This is a genomic window from Nocardia vinacea, from assembly GCF_035920345.1.
Lineage (GTDB): Bacteria > Actinomycetota > Actinomycetes > Mycobacteriales > Mycobacteriaceae > Nocardia > Nocardia vinacea_A.
Map to the genome: position 1 here is coordinate 6,955,866 of NZ_CP109149.1, position 23,385 is coordinate 6,979,250.

Consider the following 23,385-nt stretch of genomic DNA (forward strand, 5'->3'; position numbering starts at 1 on the left):
CAAGCATCGGGTGCCACGCAGCTGTTACCCTCGCACAGCGAGGACAGGGACTTGGGGGTTGAGTGACCATGGTTGATGTCGACTACGGCCGAGCTGAGATAGCGGCATTCAACACCGCTGCGGGTGCCGGGGCTATCAGATTCGACCCAGCAGCTGTCGCTCAGGCTGTCGGCCTGTATGAGCAGATGATCAGCGGACTGTTCACCATTCGCGACCGACTACAAGGAGCAGCTCAGGCCAGCGGCTTCGGGGGCTTCGAGTCGGGGCGGCAGCTGCAGCGCGGCTTCTCGAACAAAGCTGCAGAGGGGATCAACGTAATCAATCAGTTGATCGAGGGTGCGATGAAGCTACAAGAGGCATATCTGCGAGCGGCCGGGCAGATCAGCGATGCCGACCAGCGAAACGCAGACACATTACGTTTCGCCGCGCAGAACGCAGGATTGGACGGTGCTGCATCGTGATCGCCTCTCGGGCAGCGCTACACTTGAGTGTTATCACGGTAATGGTATCCGCGTGCGGAAGCAATTCGCCAGACAACAATTCGGTCGATAATACGGCCACATCAACTCAACCAAGCCTTTCCATCTCGGTCTCGCCTGCGCCTAGCCAGGTAAACAAAGGACGTGGCACCGTCGAGTACGACCCCTGTCGACAGCTAGATGACAAGACCATTTCCAATATCGGATTTGATCCGAATACTCGACAGCGCGCCGATCAAATACATGACACATACTCATTTATTGGATGCAAGTTCGCGCACAAGGAGCAAGTCCGCGGACAGAACGTCACGACGAGCTTTCTCACGATATCGGCAACAAATCTGGCGTTGGACGAATTCAGAAGTCGCGAAGCCAGCAATGCGAAAGATATTAAGGTCAACGGGCGCGACGCAATTACATATAGCAAAACAAATGCTGAGGCATGCTATGTGACGATGACATCCTCGTGGGGCACGATCGATGTTGGTAAAACCGTCAACGGAGCCTCTACCAGCGAGCGCCCCTGTGATCGAATCAACGAGATCGCTGAGTCCATCGAGTCAGCGATCGGTGACCGCTGAGTCAGGCATCAGTCCATCGGCTTCGATGGGATCGTGTGTCCTTGACGATCAGCGTGTGGGGGTTGGTATCGGTGTGGTCGGATCCGGCATCTTCTGGACGAACGGGTCCGGCTTGAACGGCTCACACACCGACGATCTGACCTCGTTGGTCATCTTCAAATCAACTCCGTTGTTCACCCACAGCCACCGCGGACCGGCTGCGACTGATCCGTCGGCGGCAGCACGGTCTGTCCACTGCACCCGCGTGCGCCGAAGCACGTAAGGATACGGGGTGTCCATCGGTCCGCCGATGTGCCCATCTTTATACAGCGTGTATTGGCCGGGGCTGTTGTAGATGCATATCGACACCTCGACCGTTTGGTCAACCTGGTCCTGCGCACCGACGACTCGGAGTGTCTGCCCGCCCGTGTCGTTTACGAAGTCAGGCGACTGAAATGGTTCAAAGTATTCGTAGGCTTCGGGTGCTGCTTTGCTGAGAAAGGTTGGCCGGATGCTGTCGGCGACCCTGGGATCGAGTAAGCGGAGATCGTCGGCCTCCATCGTTAGCGCGAATTCGGCCGCAGAGTGCAGTGGTGCTTCCAATGGCACCGCTATCTCGGTGTAGAACTTCAGTGGAGGATACGGAAAAGGCAAAGCGGTGGTAGTTGGCGTAGTGGCGGGATCGTTGGACGCAGGATTTCCGCACGCCATGGCCACCACTGCTGTGAGAAGAACAATGGTGGTGGTCTTTACCGTCGAACGAGTCACGATCCCCCTTGTTGGCCGAGGTCGATCGCGTAGGACTGACCGTAGTCGGTGACGTACTGATGCAGCCCATGCGATGAAAGAAATTGAGTGAAGCTTCGGTTCAAGGTGCCGTCTCCGTGAACAGTGTCGATGTCAATCGGCCCGCCATTAGTCTGCAACTCTGGTGGCAGCTGCCCGGCCTCGTACGCGGCGTTCAGGATCGCCTGATGCGCACTATTGGTGGCCTCCGCTTTCAGGACCGCTTCGCTCGGACGTTCCATGTACTCGTACTCGGGCTTGCCGAGCCATTCCTGCACCTTGTCTTCGACCGTGTCGCCGACCTCGATTCCGGTAAGTCCGGCGGCGGTCTCGGCGCCGGGGATCTTGCCGACCCCTTCGTCGGCGAGTTGACCCGCGATCGACGCGCCCAACATTTTGGCCTTGTACAACGCGTCCTGTGGATTCTCCGCTTCGTCGCCCTTCTTTTGGTCTTGGTCGGTCAGGGCGTCCCACATCGCGTTGTCCACGCGTCCCGATAGCGTTCCAGCATCATTGCCAGCAAGCGCATTGGGCACATTGCCCGAATCGCCTCCCAGCGCCCGTGTGAGTTCCTCGATGCGATGCTGCTCGACCGCAGTGGTGAGGTTGACCCGACCTTCTTCGGAGTACGAACCCAACTGAAGCAGCCGATTGGCCTCCTCCGCATTCAAGGTCACTCGCCCGTCCAGGACCTCACTTTGGGTGAAACCGTTCGCCTGTCCGTACGTGCTCACCGCGTCGAGGTTCGCCCCCATCGCCTTGCTCACCGATGTCGCGAGTTCCGGGTTGTTGGCGAAGCTCTCCTTCGACTGGTCCCAAACCTTGTCGTCGTCCTCGGGAGCGAGCATCGTCCCCAGCTCGGCCAGCGACTGCCGCCCCCGGATACCGCGTAGATCATCGGCTGGAAGCTGCGATTCCTCAGTGATCCGGTCGATAAGAGTCGCCGCACCACGCCCGTTATCGGACTCGGACCAGTCGTAGCCGGTCAGCGAGCGCACCGTCTCCTTCGCGTCATAGCCCTCGTGCATGCCCTCACCGGACCAAATCTTGTAGGCGGCATCGTCATTGCGTCCGGCGAATTCGGCAAAGCCGGCCGCTGTCCCGTCGTATTGGCTCTCGCTGATGCTGGTGAGACCCCGGCCTCCGTCGGAGTACGACACCATGTCCGAGGCCTTCTCGTAGAGCTGAGTGCCCAGCTCGGTGCCAGGCTGATATCCGGGATTGGTTTCGCCGAAGAGGTCCGCCAATTGTGACGCCTGCTCGTGATGCCTCTGCTTTGCCCAGGCCGGGCCGTGTTCCTCCGTGCCTGGCCAGGTGTCATCCGATCGGCGGGCTTCGATGAGCTCGCGAATGTCGGCGGGCACCTGCTGATAGCTACCAGCGTCTGTGAGCTTGCCGTCCGCGTTGCGACCGGTGCCGATGTCCTCATTGCTGATGACCGCGAGCCCATTGGCCAACGAATCACGTTGCGCCGCAGCGACGGTGCTGCCTGCTTCTTCCTGCTCTTTGAGATGTTCGCTCAGTGCGAGGACGCCGTCTTTGCCTGCGGATTGGTAGAACTCGCGGTAATAGTTCTGCACTTCCTCTGGCAGCGAGTCGACCTCACCACCATTAGCAAGTGTCTGCAGTTCGGCTTCGGTGAGTGGCTGCGCCGGGAGCTTGCTCGCAATCTCGTCGAGGACAGCGGGATTGCGTTGGGACTCAGGGGTATTGGTCCAGTCGGCGAGGGCCTTGCCGTCCTGTTGCCCGAGTCTGCCGGTCTCGTCCTCGGCGGCGCTGACATCCAGACCCGAGCCAAGCAGATCACCCGCCGAACGAATGATGTCGGCCTGTTCGGTGATCTGACGGACCACCTCGGAAACCGCGTTGTCCAGCGCGAAATAGGCGGTGTTGATAAGGCCCTGATGGGAATTGACGTCTTCCTCAGAAGTACCGGAAACCCGCCAACTGTTGTCGACAGTCAAAGCGGCATGCTCCGCATCGGCCACCTTGCCGAGCAACGCATTGCGATAAGACTCGAGTGTGGTGACAGCTTGGGGCAACACCGTCGCCAGATCACCGACCTCGACGGTTAGTTTACGGCCCTGCTCGTGGTCCTCGAGAACCCTGTTGTAGGCAGCGTCATACGCCGCACCCGACCAGTCACCATGAACATCGGAGAAGTAAGTTTTGGTCTTGTCAAGGTAGGACAGGCAGTCGCTGTTCTTGGTGGTCAACAACATCGCCCAGGTACGGAGCGCGCCGAGGTTCCACTGCTTCACCTGATCGCGGGTGGGCATCAGCGCCTCCCCACGGACGTGACGTCAACCTCGTCCATCCGACGAGCGAACTCCGTGTCGGTCATGTTCAGGTTCTTGGCGCAATCCCTGGTGAGCACCGCGACCTGGCGCATACGTCCGGCCACACGAAGGTAGGCGCCCTCCACGAATTCAGCTGCCTGCGCACACGCCTGCGGAATCACGCACCCGGGTAGCGCATCGGCGAGATATCCAGCCGCCGTCCGCACTTCGAGGTTGTCTATATCATTCCCGACACCGTCGAGTACCGACGCGAGCGTATTCAACTGATCGATATCGGCCTTCAGCATTTGCCCCCCTACCTATTTCGTCGAAGTATCCACTGCGGCAAGGATCGTAACCCGCATCGCGATCCCGCGCTGTCGCCGGCAGCAGCACACTCCCGCAGCGGGATCACAGCCGAAAGTTGCAGTGGGACAACCGATGACCAGTCGAACAACGCCCGAAATGCTCGTCCACGTTGGTGCTCGAACTGCCCGCACGACAGCCGATCCGATAGGCCGTGACGTGCTAGTCTGCCGTGCGAAGGGACTATGTTTGCGATACAAGGGGGCGCGACGTGGGCGGGGAAAACGAACCAGCGGCGAACCCGATGCCCTTACCCGGGATAGTCGTACCCATCCAATTGCCGATCTCCGGCACCATCGACCCCGCGGCCCTGCAGCAAACCGTGAACGCACAACAGAAGGCGGGACAAGCCCAAACCCGAGTCGGCCAAGGCGACGCCGAACTCGATGACCTCGGCTTCGGCACCGACCCCGACTTCGTCAGCACGACAGAGCATTTCGAGGGCATGACCCACCAGGCCATGTACCAAGCCGTGCACGGGGCAGCGAACGGGCTGGGCGGTCTGGATGCGGCCGGCCTGCGCACTCTGCAACGAATCTGGTTCGACAACCACTCCGACCTGGTCAACCTGTCCACCTTCAATCTGATGGGCATGAACAGAATCTTCGGCAACGGCCTATGGCAGGGCGCCAGCGGCGAAGCGGCACAAGCAGCGTCGCAACGGTTCTCGCAAGCGGCCAACCAGATCGGCCGGGTCTTCGATTCGGTCAGCAGTCGCCTGGATTCGCTCGCATGGTCGGCCGAAGCCGTACGCACCGCAGTCCAGCCGCCACCGACATCGACGGCAGCCCCGAACCCCGACAACCCCGCCGAGTCGATCCTGCCCGGACTGATCAACCCCGAGTACGACGAACAAACCCGCACCGCTCAGGAACAGGCGCGCCAAGCGGCGATCCGCGCACTCAATACCGCCTACACGCCCACCTTTCCACCCGCGGGAACCGGGGTACCGGCATACACGACCGTGCCACAAATCGCAGGTGAAGACGGCCCGACCACCGGCACCGGACCCGCGAGCAGTGCCAGCGGGAACGCCCCGGACGATAACACTCAAACGCCGACACAAAGCCCCACCCAGACGGGCACAGGCAACGAATCCGAAACGTCAACCAACCCATCAGGCTTCGGACTGCCCGAAGGCCTGCTCCCGGACACCAACAACACGGCCACCACTCCGACCAGCACTACGCCCGCCGCAGTGAACCCCAACGCGGCCGCCACTACCGCAAGCCCGAGCACCGGACCCGGTCCGAACAGCCTGGGCTCCAATGGGCCGGGTGGCTCGAGTTCCGAGCCTGGTGGCCCTGGTTCTACTCGACCAGGCGTACCAGGAACGAGTCCTGTTGGGGCTGCGGCGTCGAGTTCGGGTGCACGTGGCGCAACCAGTGCCTCCGCAGGCCGGATGGGTCCAATGACACCGGGAGCAGGAGCCCGCAAGAAAGACGAAACCGAAGCCGAACACTATGCACCCGACTACCTACGGCGAGTGCACTCCGACTGGACGGAAGATCTCACCAGCCCGGTCGGTGACATCGGTGCCGACCTAGCCCCCGCGCACGATGCCGGTTTCGGTCAAGACTGGGGCTTTGACGACGCCCCGCGACCCAATCCGCCTGCCAGAGCGGACTACACAAGTCCCGAACCGGCCGTACCCGTGGAACCGGCACCGGCACCGCCAGTCACGTTCACGGGAGCCGGACCCATGGACAGCAGTCCTGCTCCCGTCGCCCCCGTGGAATCGGCACCAGCGCCGCCTGTCACCTTTACCGGAGTCGGGCCTATGGACAGCGGTCCCGACTCGGCCGCTCCAGTCGAACCAGCACCAGTCCCGCCAACCACGTTCACCGGAGTCGGACCCATGGACACCAGTCCCGAGCCGACCGCCCCGGTCGAATCGACACCAGCACAACCAGTCACCTTCACCGGAGTCGGACCCTTGGATAGCAACGCGGACGAACCCACCGGCGGCACTCGCAGGTGAATACCCGTACAGTCTGGGACTTCACGCCCGACGAATTCGCATGGGTGTGGGCCGAAACGGGACTCGACGAGTACCCGGATCCGATCAGCATCATCGAATCAGCCTCGACGACTGAGGAATACGCACAATTGGTCGGCGAAATCAGCGCACGCTACCCACACCACAACGATGCCGATCTCACCGGACCCCTTCGAGTACTCGCCAACCCCGACCTACGGATCGTGTGCACCGGCCGATCACTCACTTCCCACAAGCGAGTCAGATCAGTCGGTGCGGCCATCGCAGATCTCGGCGTGATCCTCTTCCAAAAGTCCGGTACGACAGCCGATTTCGGCGGCGACATCAAACTCGTCGTCACCCAACGACAAAACCTCGGCAAGCACCTGGCCGCCACCCTGCCGACAGCCCCTGCCGGAGCCGCAGGCCAGATGACCGGATACACCCGACGAGTACGCGGACAAGAACAACCGAGTTCCTACCGACGCTCCGACAACGGCCAGCTTCCCATCGAAGAACGCATCCGAACCCTGCTCCGCGCGCCACGCAACGCCGAAGGCAACCTACGCATCGACCGCTACCTACACGACCGGCGACCCCACCCCGCCAACTACCTGAGCTGGATCGACATCCGCAACGGACACCCCGCTGCCGGCCGATACCTCTTCGATGTCAACGACAACGACACCACCGTGACCCCAGCCACCGCCGACACCATCGCCAACGAGCTACACCGCAGAGCCGAACTCGACCACATATAAGGCCCCGAGATCGGTTGGCGCCCCCCACCAAACCAAGCCCCCTCGCAGCATACTCATGGCTCGCTGGCCGCCACCCGGTCCAGAAACGCTTGCAACCCCGGGATGGAACTACATGAGGATGCCGGTGCGTCACGCACCGAGTGCAAATGCAGCGCACCGAGGCGAGAGCCAGCAAACAACACCGACTCCCCCACCAAATCCAACGCATCATCCGCGCCACCACCAACACTGGGATGCAAGGACTCGTGGCCGAAGCCGTTGCCGCACTCGAACGGCTGCGAGGGCTTCTCGGCCAACGGACAGCTTGATCAAGACAGCGCACCAGCTATCGATAGTTTCACGGAATCATCCCACGTCATTCCGGTCAGTTGGTTCGCGCTCGGATTCACAAGTAACCCTTCAGCTTTCGGTCAACCAACCGCTTCTCGGGGACTAGCCTCGCGCTGTGGGCATTCGACAGGAGTTCGGCCAGCCCGGACTCGGCGAACATCTCGTTGTGGTCCTACCAGCAATACTCGGAAGCATACTTCTGGATTCCAAAGGGGGCAGCCGTGTCTGGCCGCCTCCGCTGCGTGAGACAGTACGGAAGTGTGATCGCTCGTACCTACGGCAGGTCTTGTCGAGTGCTTCTCGTGCCGTCTCGGTAGAGTAGATTCGTGCCGAGTACGTCGTTCCACGGAAGCTTCGAAACCGGTAATCCGGAAATTGTCGAGCAGATATTGAGATCGTGGCTTTCGACCGACGATCTACGTGTGCGGCCTCGCCGAGGATGGGAAACGCATTACGAAACAGCCGATTTCGAACTGCTCTGCTATGAGGCATCACCGCAGAATCCCCCGAATTATTTCCTCCTCGAAGGCCATATCGATGGCGCCGTCGAGGACGCCGTTGCCCGGTTACATGAACTTGCCGAACAGTGCCGAAGCGCGAAACTCGAATTCAGTATCGACTATGAGGAAGTCGATGCGGCCGGTAACCCGTTGAGCGAGGAACGCGCCATCAACTGATCCAGTGGCCTCGAGATAGATCCGTATGCGCTGGGGGCTATTGCTGCTGAAGCGCGTCTCTGCGCCAGCGCTAATGCATGGCCATGACCGTGACATCGATCGGGTTGGCGATGATCGGATCTCCGGTCTTCACTAGTGCCAGCTGCCCGATCCGGCGATATGAATAAGGTGAATCCATGGTGGTATGGCGTGCGCTGACCGATGACGAGATAGTCGAATTGGCTACCGGATTGCCGTCATTGGACTGGTCGTGGCAGCTGCAAGAGGTGCCCGCGATAGCCGCAAGGTTCGACTGGAAGGTATTGATGACCCGAAAGGATTGGGTCATGCTCGACTGCGGTTTCGGGCTGAGCAGCGGTGCGGTAACAGGCCGCGACGGGGTGGCCGAGTCCATCGAGTTGATGGTGACAGGCTCCGCGAGCGAGGACGCGACCGGCCGAGCAATGGTGCGTGACGCATTCGTCAGGATGTCCGGCGCTATAACCGGCGCTCTCGGCGAGCCAACCGCCCGCATGCCGGGGGAAGCCGCAGAAATCCGTTGGGCTTTTTCGGAAACAACACTGCGCCTGAAGAATCTGAGTCTCGCACATACTGTCCAGCTGACGTATCAAACGAACGCCTCGCTGGCCGCTCTCGATAGATCCATCGAATTCGAACAGCAGCAGGGCCTGACATGACGGAATGGGCGGAATTCGCCGAGCGACTGGCCGAGCAGTTAGCGGTACTGCCCGCAGGCGCGATTGTGAAGATCATCGAAGCGGGACTTCCCCCAGGCCACCAGCGGTTCGCGCAGTTCGCGCAGACCGACAGCGAGCTACTTGCCGAATTGGTGGGCGATGAGTTCCTCGAACCCACCGCACGGCCGGACAAAACGGGATACCGCCTGATCACCGAGTCAGGCTGGCAGGAACCCGATGACGACCATGGCCCCTACTGGTGGATCGAGCTGCCTTGGCCGGTCAATTCAGCCATATACCGCCAGTTGGCGGCAATGGTGGTGACCGGACTCCGTGACGCGTTCCGAATCAGCGACCCAGAGTCGTTGACCTACGCCGCGTGGAACAAGAACGCGGACGAACGCGACCTCAACCTGCCACTGCTCGGGCTGGCACGCCAGGATTGATCGGTTGTCATCCGAGCTTTGGGGACACGGAGACCATGCCACTCAACGGACCGGGTTCAGTTCGCCTCCCGTCTCGGCCCGGACACCGTCGACATCATCGGCTTCGACGGCGACGCGGTACGCATCGAAGTCACCGTCAGCACCCAGGCAGCTGATACACCCGACGGCCGCGATGACACAGTGGCGGCGCATGCCCGGATGGCGGACGTACTGACCAGATCCCTCGGCGAACCAACCGCTCGCCTCGACGACAGGGGTCCCGAAATCCGCTGGGCCGGTCCAGAAACAACCCTGCGGCTGATCGACTTCCACCACACCGTCCGGCTACAGCTGGTAACCAACGACTGGCTCAACGCCCTCGACCAAGAGGATTGACAACACCCGTCGACCAGCGAGCCGAAATTGACGGATCAGGCCAGGGCGCGTGAACGTGACAGTGTGGGCAGGCGCGGAATGGCCGTGTTCGAGAATAACGATAGAGCGGGGTTATGACGGGTTGGCGGACGCTGGACGACACCGAGATTATCGAGCTGGCGCTTCGATTGCGGTCGCTGGATTGGTCGTGGCGGTTGGCTGACGTGCCGGAACTGGCCGCGGAATTCGGTTGGCATGTCGAGCGGATCGGCCCACATTCGGTAAGCGTTGACGTTGGATTCGGGCTGGATAGCGGTGGAGTCGACGGCTGGGACGGGCAAGCCCACCACATCATGCAGTCGGTGACCGACATCGACTCCGATGAGGCCGACAACGTGTGGGACGCGTTCGTGCACATGACGCGTGCGCTTACTGAGGCGCTCGGTGCACCAACCATGCGGATCCCGGGTGAATACCCCCAGGTGCGGTGGGCCGGACCACAGCAGACTCTCGCGCTGAAAGCCTTTCCTAGCGTGGTGAACCTGGAGCTGGTGCCCAACGAGCAGTTGGCTCTCGACGACGAAGGCGACGCACTCGCCGAGGCAGAACGGTCATGACCAGCTGGGCCGAATTCACGGATCGATTGGCCGCCCAGTTGGGGTCGCTGCCTGCCGGCGCGGTTGTGTCTATCAGGGAGGCTGTACCGAACCTGGACCGACGCCGGTATGCGCAGTTCTATCAGACCGATACCGAGCTGTGCGCCGAACTACCTGGCCCCGGCATGCTGGACCCCGAGGTGCGAGCCGATGCCGCAGGCCTTCAGCACATCGCTGACCTGGGCTGGCAGCCGCCCGTCGGGCGCGACAGCTACAACTGGTCCTACAACGTGGCGTGGCCCGCGCTACGGGCCGAATACCGCAGGCTGGCCGCAATGATCACCTCCGGTTTACGGGACGCGTTCGGGATCGCTACCCCGGCGCAGTTGACGTATACGGCGTGGAACGAGAACAAGGGCAACACCGATCTCGCCCTTCCCCTGCTGGGGCTGGAACCAACCCCCAACGAGGCGGCATCGGCGACAGATCGGGAACACCCGGCCAGAGCGAAACGCCGGTTGCTGCTGATCCTTTCGGGGGAACTCGACCACAGTCGACTGGAACAGTTGCGTGACACACTCGGCCTGAGCCGCCGCGGCCGTCTCGATGACCCCGATGACATGCAATTCGGTGCACGTGAGCTCGGCGCCGGCGGGGATGCCTCGGTGCTGGCCAAGCTGTGGCGCGACGGTGAAAACCGGTGGTCCCTCAGCGTCGAAGTCATGCCCGATGCCCTGATAGACAGCACCGACGTAGACCAGTGGCAGGAAATGTTCGACACCGCCGCCCGGTCCGTCGGCTTCGACGTTGTCGAAGTCCGCGAATTTCCATGACCTTTTGCGCCTGCTGACGGTCACACCGTCGCACGGGCAAGGGCTGTCAGGGGTTTCGGGTGTGGCTGGGTGGAGTTTGTGCCGCCCGCATGCGCAATGATGGTGTCCCGTGGGTGATTACACGCTGGTCTTCGACCGAGTCCGAGGCTCACTGCTGGGCGGGGCGATTGGTGATGCGCTCGGGTGGCCTATCGAATTCTTGCAACTAGCGCAGATTCGCCAACGGTACGGAGCCGAGGGCGTGCAGGGCTTTCTGCCGCAGCACGACGCGGGTGCGCCGCAGCAGATTACCGATGACACCCAGATGACGCTGTTCACCGCGGAGGGCCTGTTGCGGTCCGTTCCGGGTGTCGACCCGGTGCCGGCGCTGCGGAAGGCGTATCTGCGCTGGTTGCAGACCCAGAGACAGGATGCTCCCGCACCAGACAGTGATGGCTGGCTGGCGAGTCAACCGTTTCTGTATGCAGCGCGGGCACCAGGCAATGCCTGCATGTCCGGGCTGAACAAGCAGGCACTGGGGTATCTCGCCCCAGGCATGCTCGACGAACCCGGTCCGGTGAATCCGGGCTCGAAAGGTTGCGGCACAGTAATGCGGTCGGCACCGTTCGGACTGGCCGGAGCGGGCGGTGATCTCGCATTCACCACGGCCGCTCGGAGCGCGCAACTGACCCACGGGCATCCCACGGGATACCTCGCCGCGGGCGCGTTCGCGGCACTAATCGATCGTGCTGTCAGCGGTATCGAACTGCCGATTGCCGTGCAGCAAACCATTACTCAACTCGCGGCATTCCGCGCAGGTGCGGAAACCATCGCGGCACTGACCCGAGCTGTCGAGCTGTCCGAGGGCGTGGCGACCGCGGAAAAGGTCGAGCAGGTCGGCGCGGGGTGGATCGCAGAAGAGTGCCTGGCCATCGCGGTGTACTGCGCCCTGTACGCGGTCCGGACCGGCGATGCGCGCGCAGCACTGCTGTTGTCGGTGAACCATTCCGGTGACTCCGATTCCACCGGTGCGGTCGCCGGCAACCTGATCGGCGCCACCCAGGGTGTGTCCGGACTGCCGATGGAGTGGGCATCCGCAGTCGAGGGTCGCGATGTGCTGGTCCAAGTCGCTGACGACCTCGTCCTGAACTACTTTGTCGGCGACCGATCCGCGTTACACGACCGGTACCCGTTCGACGAGGGACTGTAAGGGGTCAGTCGTTGGTTCGCGTGACTGGTCTGCTGGATCTCGGAGATCGCGGCGGCGGTCCAACGCGATCGGCCGCTGACCGTGGATGACAACATTGGGTAGAGCGGCACGAGTACGGCAAACTGGGTACCGCCCTGTTGCGGGAGTTGCGCGATACACGCGCGGCACAGCAGCTAAACAAACACTTGAACAGACTCCCTGCAGTCGGCCTATTCGAGGAGTTCCTGCGTTTCACGCAGGAGCCAGACGAATTCCGACTCGGACGGCAAGACGACCTGTTCGACGACAGGGGGTCGTCGCTGATGATCACCGCTTCGTCGATTGCCGTCTAGTGGTGAGAGGCGTTCGCTGAGCCTATGACCGCCGAGGTCGCCGTAGCCGCGACTTTGGCGTGCAGAGTGGACGACGACCAGATCTCTACACCGCGGTCGAGGAACTCTCGCAAGGCGTCGGGAAGAGGTGGTGCGCGCGGAGGGGTCGCCGGTCATGTCGACCAGGTTGTTGTCACCGGCATGAAAGAGATGCGTTCTGACTCCGCCCGCAGCGATTCGACGTGCGACCGCTCAGAATCAGTGCGCCGCTCCGTCTACAGTCACATGAAACTCACCGTGCAAACGTTCCTGACCCTCGACGGCGTGATGCAGGCCCCCGGCGGACCCGAGGAAGATCCCAGCGACGCCTTCACCCACGGCGGCTGGCAGGCCCCCTTCCCGGACCAAACCGTCGGCGAGTTCGTCACCGAACTCAACAGCCACGCCAGCGCGTTCCTATTCGGTCACAGAACATTCGACATCTTCCGCAGCTACTGGCCCGATCAAACCGACCCCGGCAACCCCATCGCCACCGCGATCAACTCACTACCCAAATACGTCGTATCCAACTCACTCAGCGAAGCCGATACCACCTGGCGCGGCGAACACCCCGACACCGCTCACCTCCTGACCGGCGACATCGTCGCAGCGGTACAGGCGCTCAAGAACGAACCCGGCGACGAACTGCAGATCTGGGGAAGCGGCAAACTGCTCCAGACACTGTTGCAGCACGAACTCGTCGACCGCTTCCGCCTGATGACGTTTCCGCTGGTACTCGGCTCCGGTCGCCGCTTGTTCAACAACGGCATCCTCCCGGCGACGATGCGCCCAGTCGAGCTCACCGTGACCGATCTCGGCATCGTCCTCGGCACCTACGAACCAGCAGGCCCGCGCAACACCGCTGGCCATCACCGTGGCGATCACGGCGACGCGCACCGGTCTGATGTCGTCCTGATTCCAACCTCGGTCAGCCGGTTCATCGACAACCCCGAGACCCCGTCCTCGATCGACACCATTCGCGCTGTATCCAAGCCTTGAAGCCCGATGTGCGCGATGTCGCGCACGGGTCCTGAATCGCGCTCGAACTCGACGAGGCGCACACCCCCGCCAACCGGAAGCAGCTCTCCTGGGCGCGAGCAACGCAAACACGTCACCGAACTCATCCGCGCACTTGCAGCGACGAACCGACATCCACAGCCGCCGTTGAAGATTCAGACACACATTCGCCATCCGCGTAGATCGTCTTCCCCTTGGCTATCATCGGACGCAATGCATGTCGAGTTGATGCTTGATTCTTTGGATGGACTGTCCGTGGGGGACGCTTTGGGGCAGCAGTTCCCGATCATGCGCCGATCCATCGCAGATCTTCGGGCAGGTAATCTTCCTGCCGGTCCGTGGGGGTGGACCGACGACACCGAGATGGCCTGCTCTGTGGTTACCGAGCTGTGCAGTCGCGGCGAGATCGACCAGGATCGGCTTGCTACCGCTTTCGCGCGACGCTTCGACCCGGCCCGTGACTACGGCTTCGCCACGGTCGGCACCTTGCGTCGAGTCCGCGATGGCGTGCATTGGCGCAAGGCGGCCGCAGCCGCATTCGGTGACGAAGGTTCCTGCGGCAACGGTGCGGCCATGCGGGTTGCCCCGTTGGGTGCCTTTTATGCTGGCGATCCGGAAAAGGTTGTCGCCGAAGCGGTCCGGTCGGCGCAGGTGACCCATCTACATCCCGAAGGCATCACCGGCGCCGTCGCGGTCGCACTCGCCGCAGCCCACGCCGCGCATGCCCGCCTGAACGGAACACGGCCCACACCAACCGAATTCATTACCGGCGTCCTGGACCGCCTCGACCACGGTGACACCACCCGGCTGATCCGCCGCGCCCGCACCCTGCTCGGAGCCCCCGCCGCCGAGGCAGCGAAAGAACTCGGCAACGGATCTCTGGTCACCGCGCAGAATACGGTGCCGTTCACGATGTGGGTCGCGGCCACATATCTGGACGACTACCCGGCCGCAGTCACCACATGTATTGCGGCAGACGGAGATATCGACACCACCAGCGCCATCGTCGGCGGAATCGTCGCCGCCTACACCGGCAACCGCACGGGTCCGATCGTTGGGATACCCCAGACATGGCTTGCCGCGCGAGAGGCGTTGCCCCGCTGGTGCAACCCGATCGATCGAACACGCGGGCGCAAGAATTCTGTATTCGACCGCGCTCGACGATGGCTGTCCGGCGCATCGTCGAGATGACCACGCGGCCGGCATCCGCCGGCCTGTCATCGCATTCGTGCCCAAGCGCCCCGGGATCGGACTCGGCATGCGCGGCCCAGAAACCCTTCAGCCAACGCTCTACTGTGACTGGTCTCCATGACAGTCTTTCGCGAACACTCCGCCAGTTCGCGCAAGTTGCTGGTTGCCCGGCAATCACGACACCAGGTGTCGAGCCGGTCGGTGAGGTGAGCCAGGGGCACCCCGTCTGCTGCCATGCGAGCTCCGCCTCCACCGCGGCGAACGCTTCGAGAAGGTGAGCCACCTCATCCGAAGCCGCCCAGTAGGGCACCGAAAGACCGCTGCGGCGCAACGTGTTATCCGTCGCCGACAGCCGTTCACCATACTCGAGAATTCGACCGAGCAGGGTCCGCGCCGCCCGATGCGCGGCGCCCCGATCGCGCAGTGTCGCGGTCTTCAGCACCGGCATCGGCCACGCGGCATCGAGCCGACCCAGTAGGCGGCGGCAGGTCTCAGTTTCCAGGAACACCAGATGCTCGACCCGGGTCGGTATCCGACCGTCTACCCGAACATGTTCGAACAGCGACTCTTGGCTAACATGCGGATAACCCATGTTAAGAGCCGATATGCGGACCCTTCCCTACGTTGCAGTATGAGACTTTTGCCTGCGCTTGAGCTGCGCTTCGGCTCCCTGCCGCACAATCTGACTGTCCGAATCGCCCAGCCGGACTGAGGCTGCTTCTGCTTCCAGCCCGGGTGTGCCACCAAGCGCCCAGATCGCTTTCGTTGCGAGGGCCCTGTTGTCGTCGTAGTCGAGATAATCTGGAATCCAGACCGCAGCTCGATACAACGCATCGACCGCGGTCGGTGTCCGTAGCTGCCCGAGCAGCGATACCACAGCTTCGTGCATGTAGTGCCAATCTGCTGAACTCAACTGCAACAGCGTGTCGAGATAATCCATTGTGAGCCCGAACTCGGAGCTCACAATCAGAGCTAGTTCGACACCGTCGGCATCACGACTTTCGATCGCTTCTTTCAGCAGTTTCAATCCGAGTTCCCGACCATCGCTTGCCCCGAAGTGCCGCAGCACTTCTTCGGGCGAACCGACCCGAGTCGGATTTGCTGGGCTGTATACCAACCCTAGTATGACCTTCTCATCCTCTGGAGTCATCGTACTATCTCCCTCCACTTGACTGTCGCATCGTTGAATATCTGCAATGCAGGAACTCGACCCAACCCAATATTGACGTGCCCCAGACCTTCACCCCCGAAGTGCGCCGCAAACTCCGGCCAACCCTTTGATACCACCGGCATATCCGGATACAGATCTTGGACGGCCTTCGCGTTGCTTCTGACACCGATTTCCGCTAGTTCGTCGATTGTTCTCGGACGGAGCTCGAATTCTAAAAGGTCGGCGGCATAGGAATCCGAAAATCCCTGAGTGGGCGAGATGAATGTTTCCCTCGTCAGGGCAATCGTGCGGTATTTGCAATGTTTTAAAGTCACACTCGCTCGCGCAAGGTCTGGACCGCGCCGAGCGGTCCGACATCCCCTCCAGCGCTGCTCACACATCGACGTGTCGCGCCGTCCGTCACTCGCAGTCCGCCGCCGAAAGTGCCGAGTGTTCAACCTTGCCGATTATCAGAAACGATATACTGCCATTTCGCTTCAAGTTGATCCATTGGAACGATCGGCGTGCAATACTGGTCCAGTAGCGCCGCCAGTTCCCCGGTTTCGGAAAGCGAGATCCCGCAAGCTTCTCTCAGTATGCTCATCAGTTCGATCTTGTGACCTCTAAAATACCCCGTCGATTTCAGATAAGACAGTAGATCGCTCAGGGAAGTTCCACTTTTCACCAGCCGACGCACCTCAGGATAGATCACGCTCCGCTTATGGTCAGCAGCTTTGAATTGCTCGGTGAATTTGTGGCTGATAACCCAGTAGTCATATTCCTCTCGAGAAGTGGCGCAGAGTTGCTTACCGTCGAGCGACATTGCGATGAACTCGGGAGAGTTCGTAATCGCAATAATTCGGGAGGGAAGCCTTTCCCCTACCGTGTCTTGGACACATAACCAGCCGGCATGACTACTGCCTGGTCCCGGAAGTATGAGCAGGAACTTACCTGCATTTGCGTAGAGGGACACGGCGTTGGCTTCGGCATGCCACAGCCTGTCCAGCTCGCCGAGCGCGTCGTCTGAGCGGTAGGGGACTGTGTATTTCGGCTCCACTTCGCCGCCGTTTACGGCCTGCATTGCTTGCGATGGCGAGGGAACGCCTTCTGTGCTGTCGGAGCAAATGGCGAGGCCGATCGATGTCAGTGACTGGCGCAGCTCTTCAGATAGGATCGCCGGAGTACTCATTCGCAGGCTCCTTCGTCTGGGCGGCTACTGATGCGGTCACTTCTTTCAGTAGAAGAAGTGGTGGTCGCCGTGCGGCCCATCAATGCTCCCGTATCGCTGGAATGTTTCATTGTATCGACTCCCTCCGGGAGGTCCTGGAGAGTTGTCCCATCCGAAGTTGACCCCAGTTTGCGTTGACTCACCTTTGGGCTGTCCGGCGTGAAAGTGCGTTCCGGCCGGATCATCGGTGTGTTCCACGATCACCCGTGACCCTTGCTCCATCTCGAATTGCCTGAAATTCCCCCAGTGCGTCGGATCGGGCGAGTAGAAATGGCCAGGAACATGGGCGTATCGGACGTCTCCCATTACTGTCCACTCGGCATCGGGAGTCCTTCCGTAGGGGACACCTGCTGCTTCGAAAGCTGCGCGCTCCGCATCGTCTCGTGTTTCGAACCTTTTGCCACATTCCTCGGGGATCAGGCCGAGTGGATCGCTCCAGCTGAGTGGGTTGTGTGGATAGGTGTTCGGGTTGGGCGCAGGCGCGAGACCGAGGGGGTCTTGGGTGAGGTAACGGCCCGTGGCTGGGTCGTACACGCGTTGGTAGTTGTAGTTGAGACCGGTTTCCGCGTCGTGAATTTGGCCAGGGAAGCGGAGGGGGCTGGCGGCGGTGCCGTGCCAGGTGGTCCGTCCCCAGAGGTCGGTCGTGGAGGTGGCGGTGCTGTGGCCGTTGCTGGGGTCGATGAGTTCGATAGGGGTACCGACGAGGTCGGTGACGATAGCGAAGAATTCTCGGTCGACCGCAGCCTGATCAGTCTCTTGTGTGATGGGTGTGTAGCTGCCGGGCTGGTATTGCCAGCGTGTAGTTGCACTGGGCGTGGATTGTTCGATGAGGTGGGTGGCGTCCCAGGTGTAGTCCGTTTGCTCGACGACAGTGCCGTCGGTGGTGAGTTGCTGTTTGGTGGTGCGGCGGCCGAGCGCGTCATAGGTGTATCGCCACCACTGATGATCGGGGGTCCATACGTCGGTGAGCTGGTCGAACCCGTTGTAGCGGTAGTGCCAAACGTCGGGTTTGTGAGACAGGCGAGTAGTGGTCTTGCGGATGAGTCGACCTGCCCGGTCGTAGTGGTAGCGGGTGCGTCCGTCGCGGATGAGGAGGTTGTTGCGGTATTCACGCAGGTTGTCGGCACCCGTGTCTTCGCCACGGGTGATACCCGATGCACCGGGCGGCCGAACGAGGTCGGAGTCGGGGTCGGCGGCAAGCAGTGTGCTTGTGACGTTGCCCAGGGCGTCGTAGCTGTACTGTTCGGCAAGCGCACCGTGTGAGGAGATACGGGTGACGCGGCCGACCGCATCCAGGACAAAATCACGCTGACCGGTCACCACACCATCGGAACCGGTAGCGATATGGCCGGTGAGGTATCCGTCGGGACGATAGATGTACTCGTCGGATCGCACCTGCCGCGGGCTGGGGCGCACGGAGGGCCCGAGATCAAGCGCCAGCGAAGTGCCCGGATAGGCAGTGACTTCTTGATGAGTGACGTAGCCAATGCTGGTCAGGATGCGGTCGATTGCAATTTCGTCCACACGCCAGCCGATGGGACGGCCGATCGAGTCATGGGTGAAGGTGATGTCGTGGTCGTTAGTTTTGAGGGCTCGGACGCGTCCGGTGAAGTCGTAATGCCAGTCAGTAGTGGCGCCGGAGGGAGTGGTTCGGCGCGTGCGGCGGCTCTGTCGGTCGTGTTCGAAGGTCGTGACGGAGTGACCGTCGAGCTTCTGAGAAGCGACGCGCCCCGTCACGGTGTAGATGAATTCGAGAGTGTGAGTGGGGGTTTCGCTAGTTCCGGTGTCGGCGGTTAGGACGCGACCGGCGGGGTCGCGAGTGTAGCGGATCCATTCGCCTGTGTCGGCGACGATCTGGGTGAGCCGGCCGAGGACATCGTGAGTGTGGTGGCGGCTGACTCCCGTTGCCGGGGTGACGGTGGCGATGCGTCCGGCCTGGTCGTGGGCGTAGCTGGTGGTGGCGCCGGTGTAGTCGATCTCGGAGATCAACCGGCCAGCGGGATCGTATGTGTAGCTCCAGGGTTGGCCGAGGGGGTTGGTGACCGCGGTGAGTCGGCGTTGGGTGTCCCAGGTGTAGCGAGTGGTCGAGCCGTCGGGCTCTGTGCGTGTTTGCAGCAGGTCGAAGGCGCCGTAGTCGAAGGTGGTGACAGTGTCGGCGCGGGTGGTGTGGGTTAGGACATTTCCTTCGCTGTCATATGTCCAGGATTCTGTGTAGCCGTCAGGGTCGGTGCGGCGCAGCAGTTTTCCATCGGGTCGCCATTCGTAGCGAGTCACGGCGCTGAGTGGGTCGATTACCTCGTAGGGGCGGCCGAAGCTATCACGTTCGATGGTGGTGACCGCCCCCAGCGGGTCGACCATTCGGACCGGGAGTCCGGCTGTGTTCACCTCGACGGCGGTGCGTGCACCGCCTGCGTCGGTCACCTCGGCAACGGCACCGTTGGGGTGATAGGAGTAGGTGGTCCTGGCTCCGGCAGCGTCCACGGTCGCAGCGAGGTCGCCGTTCTTGTTCCACTCCTGGTGCCGAACTGCGCCGTCAGCGTCGGTGAATCGCGTGGGACGGTTGCGCCACATGTACTCGATCTCGACGGAATTGCCGTCGGGGCGCAGGATTTCACTGACGTCACCGTCGCTCGTGTAACGGTATCGGGTCACCGTGCCGTCGGGTGCGATCACTTTCAGGGGTCGACGGTCGGCGTTGTAGTCGATGTGGGTGCGGCCACCGGAGGGATCGACCAGGTCGCGCAGCCGCAGATCTCGGTCGAAGCCGTGGGTGGTTGTCGCGCCAAGGGAGTCGGTGAGAGTAGTGAGACTGCCGGTGCCGTCGGGGAATTCGAGGTATTCATAGTCGGTGTCGAGGACTCCGGCGGTGCCGCGCTGGTAGATGACGCGCCCGGACTCATCGTAGGTGTTGACCATGCGGTTGCCGTTGGAGTCGGTCCAGGACGTCATCCGGTGTTCGACGTCGTAGGTGTAGCTGGTGGTAGCGCCGACGGCATTGATCACTGCCGACAGCTCGCCAGCGTCGTATGTGAATTGCCTTACCGGGGTGCTGGTTTCGGCGCCATGTCGGTCGGCACCCAGGACTGACAGGCTGGTCACCCGTCCTGCGGAGGTTTCGACGCGGACTCGATACCCACCGGAGTGTGAGATTTCCACCGGTGCGCCATCGGTGTTGTAGTGGAAGCGGATTCGGTTGCGGTGGCGGTCGGTGATCGCAGAGATTGCGTAGTTGCCCAGGCGGGAGTCGATACCGCCTAATGCGGATTCGGGAGCGAAGTGCCGGATTAGTTCGCGGTGTTGGTCCCATACTCGGTAGCCGCCGACCTCGGTGCGAGTCAATGTCCATCGCTGGCCGCCGGTGATCGGCTCTACGGCGACTCCGACCTCTGCGTGCGGGTAGGCCAGCATAATGCCGTCTTCGCCGATGAAGGTGACGCCCTCGTGCTCGACGACAAGGCGCATGTCCAGCGTCGCCGACCAGGAGGGACCGAACCAGCGGCCGAATCGGTAGTTCGAGCTGTGCGTGCGACGCAGTGTGAGCGCCAGTACGCCCGGTAGATCGAGATCGGTTTCGGGGAGAAGAAATTCGCCGGTCGCGATGTCGACAGGGTCGTCGGAGCAGGTCTTCTGGTTCGGGGTTTGGTCTTTCTCCGGGCCGGATTCCTCTGCCTTGCCGTGTGCGCCGCTATCGGCGTCGGCGCGGTCCTGCGGCGTGGGATTGTCCTGCGCACCATCGTGGTGTGTTGGCTGCTGTTCCGAGGCCGGTTTGTCGTGTGCGCCCGGTGTTGTGTCGTGACCGTCCGGGTGGGTCGGATTTCCGTCGTGAGCCTGCTGTGGACCGTTGCTGCCGTGGTCTGTTGGTGTGCTGGGTGAATCTGCGTGGGGAGTTGGGTTCGAGTCAGGACGTTGGTTCGGTGTTTCGGGCTCGGTGCGCATCAGCGCATCGGAATCCGGTCGCGTTGAGGGCGAATCGGGGTGCTGCTCATGGGGTGTGTCGCTCGGGTGCTCGCCGGTTGGATGTGGCTGCGATACAGGCTGTTCGGAATGCGTCTGCTGCGGTGAGTCCGGCTGAGTGTGTCCTGGTGTGGTGTTGTCGGATGCTGGTGTGCCGGAGTCCGGTGTGTGGGTGGGGGTTTCGGGTTGTGGTGTGGTTGTGCCCGGTTGCGTTGGCGATTCGGTTGTCGGGTGTGGTTGTGTGCCGGGCTCGCTGGTGCTTGGGTGGGTTCCGGTGGGTGTGCCCGGCTCGCTCGCGGTCGTGGTTGGTGACGGCGCTTCGGTTGTCGGGTGTGTGCTCGTTGGTGCGCCCGGTTCGTGCGGAGTCGACGATGGACTGTGGGGCGTGGAGCTCGGGGTATGTGGGGTGGTGTGCGGGGCGTGTTCTGCCGCGCTGGCCACGGTGTGGGTCGCTTTGCTGACCTTCGAGACGTCACCGATCTTGTCCAGCGCCGACAGGGCAGGTTTGGCCGCGCCCGCACCGCCGGTGCCGACGGTGGTGATCAGGTCACCGGTGAGAGACCCCAGAAACTCCGACGGGTTCTTGCGCGCACCGGACAGGATCGAGGACACCGTCGCTCCGGGATCGGCCGCCGCAACCACCAACCCGGTGCCCAGATCCGACATGCCCGAGAAGTATTCGGCCGGATGGGTCAGGTTGTAGGCGTCCATCGGGCTGACCTGCCGCACGAACTGCACGATCCCGGTGAAACTGGTCAGCAACCCGGAGGTGAAGTTCAGCTTCGCCTGATCCAACGCCCCCGACAGATCCGAGACATTGTCTGTCCAGCGTTCGGTGAACGGCGGCTCGGTCGGGGCGGCCTCGGTCGCCGCCGCCAACGCCGCCGCCGCCGAGGCCGCTGCGCTGTCCCGTTGGGTGCGTGCGCCGCGCAGGATCTCGCGGGCCTCGTTGTGGATCGAGGTCCACGTGTCGGTCAGTGGTGTCTTGCGTTTCTGCTCATCCGACAGGGCGTTCCACTGGTTCTTCTTGGTGGTTTCCTCGGTTTCGGCTGCTTCCCATTTCGCGATCGCGTCAGCGGCTTTGGTTTGCGCGGCGGTGACCTCGTGGTACCAGCCGTCGAGCACACCCGATGCCTTGTGCATCGCATCAGCGCCCTCCCACCACAGCTTCGGCTGTTTCGCGAACTCGGTATGGAACTCCTCCGCCGCCGACCCGGTCCAGTCCGCGGTGTTCACCGTGCGCAGCGCGTCACCGGTCTTGCCGATCGAATCGCCCATCTTCTGCAGCGCTTCGACGGCGTCGTGGATCGCTGAGGGCTCGCCCCGGATCAGTTCTTTCGGGTCGGTGGTCTGTCCGAGTTCGCGTTCCTTTATTTCACCGCCAGCCAGATCGGCGATCTTGTCCCCGAGATCGTCGAGGTTCTCCGCGACCCCGTCGGCACCGACCTTGCGCGCCAGCCCCGCCGCCGCGTCCAAACCGGCATCGGCGAGCTCACCGGCCTTCTGCGTGGCCGATTCGACGCCGTGCTCGACCGCGTCACCAACCTTGTTGACGAAATCACCGAGACCACTCACCTATTCGCCCCCACCTTGGCCATTCATGATCTCCGCCGCCCGCTCGGCAGCACCGGTATTCCAATGCCGCGGGATCCCCGGTATCGGACCGTTGTTACCCAACGCGTCCGGGCCCACCGCCTCGATCACCTTGACGTTCGTGCCGATATGAGTGAACGCGTTCTGGAACGATTCGGCGCTGTAATCGGTGTGGCGGATCTGGTTGAACTGGTTGTCGGCCAACGTGTCTCCCCACGACCGCGCATCTATCTCTTCCTTCGACAGATGCGGGTTGCCCGTCAGCTGCGTGAACATCTCCTTGAACGTGTTCGAGAACTTCTCATCCATGATGTGATAGCGCCCCGCCGCCAACCCCAACGTCTTCGCGATCTCGTTGCCCGCCTGCACCAGCGCCCGCACACCCCATGACCAGCGCTCGGTGAAGGTCTCGAAAGCGCTCTGCACCGACGCCTTACCCGCCTCCATCGGCGACAGGGTCAACAACGAGAACCCGCGCCCCATCGCCCCGGTCTCCCCGACACCCAGATCCGACAGCTCACTGATGACCCCGGTGATCCCTTCCGCCGCCTGCTGCAGTACTGCGGGATCCACATTCAACTGGTCCCCCAC

General features: G+C 62.2%; 20 protein-coding genes and 1 pseudogene. 13 read left to right on the forward strand and 8 right to left on the reverse strand.

Translation table 11 applies throughout. The annotated features are described in order from the left end of the window. The first annotated feature begins 68 nt into the window (after positions 1-68). The gene (locus tag OIE68_RS31735; RefSeq protein ID WP_327094662.1) at positions 69-461 is read left to right on the forward strand and encodes a hypothetical protein; all 393 of its coding nucleotides are present in this window, start codon (positions 69-71) and stop codon (positions 459-461) included. A 23-nt stretch (positions 462-484) separates the two neighbouring features. Next, a complete protein-coding gene (locus OIE68_RS31740) occupies positions 485-1,060 on the forward strand; it encodes a DUF3558 domain-containing protein (protein ID WP_327094663.1) in 576 nt (191 codons plus the stop codon). Positions 1,061-1,108: 48 nt separating this feature from the next. On the opposite strand, the gene OIE68_RS31745 is transcribed toward OIE68_RS31740, so the two are convergent. The 3 genes from OIE68_RS31745 to OIE68_RS31755 are packed head-to-tail and all read right to left on the reverse strand — an operon-like array spanning position 1,109 to position 4,412. Beyond that, complete coding sequence (locus OIE68_RS31745; RefSeq protein WP_327094664.1) at positions 1,109-1,807, reverse strand: hypothetical protein; 699 nt, start codon at positions 1,805-1,807, stop codon at positions 1,109-1,111. Then, positions 1,804-4,104, reverse strand: coding sequence for a hypothetical protein (locus tag OIE68_RS31750; RefSeq protein WP_327094665.1), 2,301 nt, complete (start codon positions 4,102-4,104; stop codon positions 1,804-1,806). The genes OIE68_RS31745 and OIE68_RS31750 overlap by 4 nt, the downstream gene beginning before the upstream one ends. Continuing rightward, positions 4,104-4,412 carry a hypothetical protein gene (locus OIE68_RS31755; RefSeq protein ID WP_327094666.1) on the reverse strand — a complete coding sequence of 103 codons (309 nt, stop codon included), beginning with the start codon at positions 4,410-4,412 and terminating at the stop codon, positions 4,104-4,106. Before OIE68_RS31755 ends, OIE68_RS31750 begins: the two co-directional genes overlap by 1 nt. Positions 4,413-4,714: 302 nt before the next feature. Between OIE68_RS31755 and OIE68_RS31760 the strand changes: the two genes are divergently transcribed. From OIE68_RS31760 to OIE68_RS31800, 9 genes are all read left to right on the forward strand, one after another. Beyond that, a complete protein-coding gene (locus OIE68_RS31760; protein ID WP_327094667.1) occupies positions 4,715-6,451 on the forward strand; it encodes a hypothetical protein in 1,737 nt (578 codons plus the stop codon). Continuing rightward, positions 6,448-7,209 (forward strand): ESX secretion-associated protein EspG, encoded by a 762-nt coding sequence (locus OIE68_RS31765; RefSeq protein ID WP_327094668.1) that lies wholly within the window; start codon positions 6,448-6,450, stop codon positions 7,207-7,209. The genes OIE68_RS31760 and OIE68_RS31765 overlap by 4 nt, the downstream gene beginning before the upstream one ends. Positions 7,210-7,865: 656 nt before the next feature. Next, positions 7,866-8,216 carry a hypothetical protein gene (locus tag OIE68_RS31770; RefSeq protein ID WP_327094669.1) on the forward strand — a complete coding sequence of 117 codons (351 nt, stop codon included), beginning with the start codon at positions 7,866-7,868 and terminating at the stop codon, positions 8,214-8,216. 176 nt (positions 8,217-8,392) lie between these two features. Continuing rightward, positions 8,393-8,893, forward strand: coding sequence for a DUF6301 family protein (locus tag OIE68_RS31775; protein WP_327094670.1), 501 nt, complete (start codon positions 8,393-8,395; stop codon positions 8,891-8,893). Further along, entirely contained in the window at positions 8,890-9,339 is a 450-nt protein-coding gene (locus OIE68_RS31780) for a TY-Chap domain-containing protein (protein ID WP_327094671.1), read from the forward strand. Before OIE68_RS31775 ends, OIE68_RS31780 begins: the two co-directional genes overlap by 4 nt. 18 nt (positions 9,340-9,357) lie before the next feature. Beyond that, positions 9,358-9,714, forward strand: coding sequence for a DUF6301 family protein (locus OIE68_RS31785; RefSeq protein ID WP_327094672.1), 357 nt, complete (start codon positions 9,358-9,360; stop codon positions 9,712-9,714). Between the two features lie 113 nt (positions 9,715-9,827). After that, a complete protein-coding gene (locus tag OIE68_RS31790; protein WP_327094673.1) occupies positions 9,828-10,310 on the forward strand; it encodes a DUF6301 family protein in 483 nt (160 codons plus the stop codon). Further along, positions 10,307-11,122 carry a TY-Chap domain-containing protein gene (locus OIE68_RS31795; RefSeq protein WP_327094674.1) on the forward strand — a complete coding sequence of 272 codons (816 nt, stop codon included), beginning with the start codon at positions 10,307-10,309 and terminating at the stop codon, positions 11,120-11,122. The genes OIE68_RS31790 and OIE68_RS31795 overlap by 4 nt, the downstream gene beginning before the upstream one ends. 109 nt (positions 11,123-11,231) lie before the next feature. Next, positions 11,232-12,311: an ADP-ribosylglycohydrolase family protein gene (locus OIE68_RS31800; protein WP_327094675.1), complete on the forward strand. Its 1,080-nt coding sequence runs from the start codon at positions 11,232-11,234 to the stop codon at positions 12,309-12,311. Positions 12,312-12,642: 331 nt separating this feature from the next. Here the strand turns inward: OIE68_RS31800 and OIE68_RS47210 are convergent. Beyond that, a pseudogene (locus OIE68_RS47210) lies at positions 12,643-12,765 on the reverse strand (phosphatidylserine/phosphatidylglycerophosphate/cardiolipin synthase family protein); the annotation flags it as partial. Between the two features lie 142 nt (positions 12,766-12,907). Between OIE68_RS47210 and OIE68_RS31805 the strand changes: the two are divergent. Both OIE68_RS31805 and OIE68_RS31810 read left to right on the forward strand, forming a co-directional pair. Continuing rightward, complete coding sequence (locus tag OIE68_RS31805) at positions 12,908-13,660, forward strand: dihydrofolate reductase family protein (protein WP_327094676.1); 753 nt, start codon at positions 12,908-12,910, stop codon at positions 13,658-13,660. A 273-nt stretch (positions 13,661-13,933) separates the two neighbouring features. Beyond that, positions 13,934-14,869, forward strand: a complete 936-nt coding sequence (locus OIE68_RS31810; RefSeq protein WP_327094677.1) for an ADP-ribosylglycohydrolase family protein — start codon at positions 13,934-13,936, stop codon at positions 14,867-14,869. A 619-nt stretch (positions 14,870-15,488) separates the two neighbouring features. Here the strand turns inward: OIE68_RS31810 and OIE68_RS31815 are convergent. The 4 genes from OIE68_RS31815 to OIE68_RS31830 form a co-directional block, all read right to left on the reverse strand. Next, the gene (locus OIE68_RS31815) at positions 15,489-16,019 is read right to left on the reverse strand and encodes a hypothetical protein (RefSeq protein WP_327094678.1); all 531 of its coding nucleotides are present in this window, start codon (positions 16,017-16,019) and stop codon (positions 15,489-15,491) included. Between the two features lie 454 nt (positions 16,020-16,473). After that, entirely contained in the window at positions 16,474-17,208 is a 735-nt protein-coding gene (locus tag OIE68_RS31820; RefSeq protein ID WP_327094679.1) for a hypothetical protein, read from the reverse strand. A gap of 45 nt (positions 17,209-17,253) precedes the next feature. Next, complete coding sequence (locus tag OIE68_RS31825) at positions 17,254-22,776, reverse strand: putative T7SS-secreted protein (RefSeq protein WP_327094680.1); 5,523 nt, start codon at positions 22,774-22,776, stop codon at positions 17,254-17,256. Further along, a complete protein-coding gene (locus tag OIE68_RS31830; protein ID WP_327094681.1) occupies positions 22,777-23,385 on the reverse strand; it encodes a type VII secretion target in 609 nt (202 codons plus the stop codon).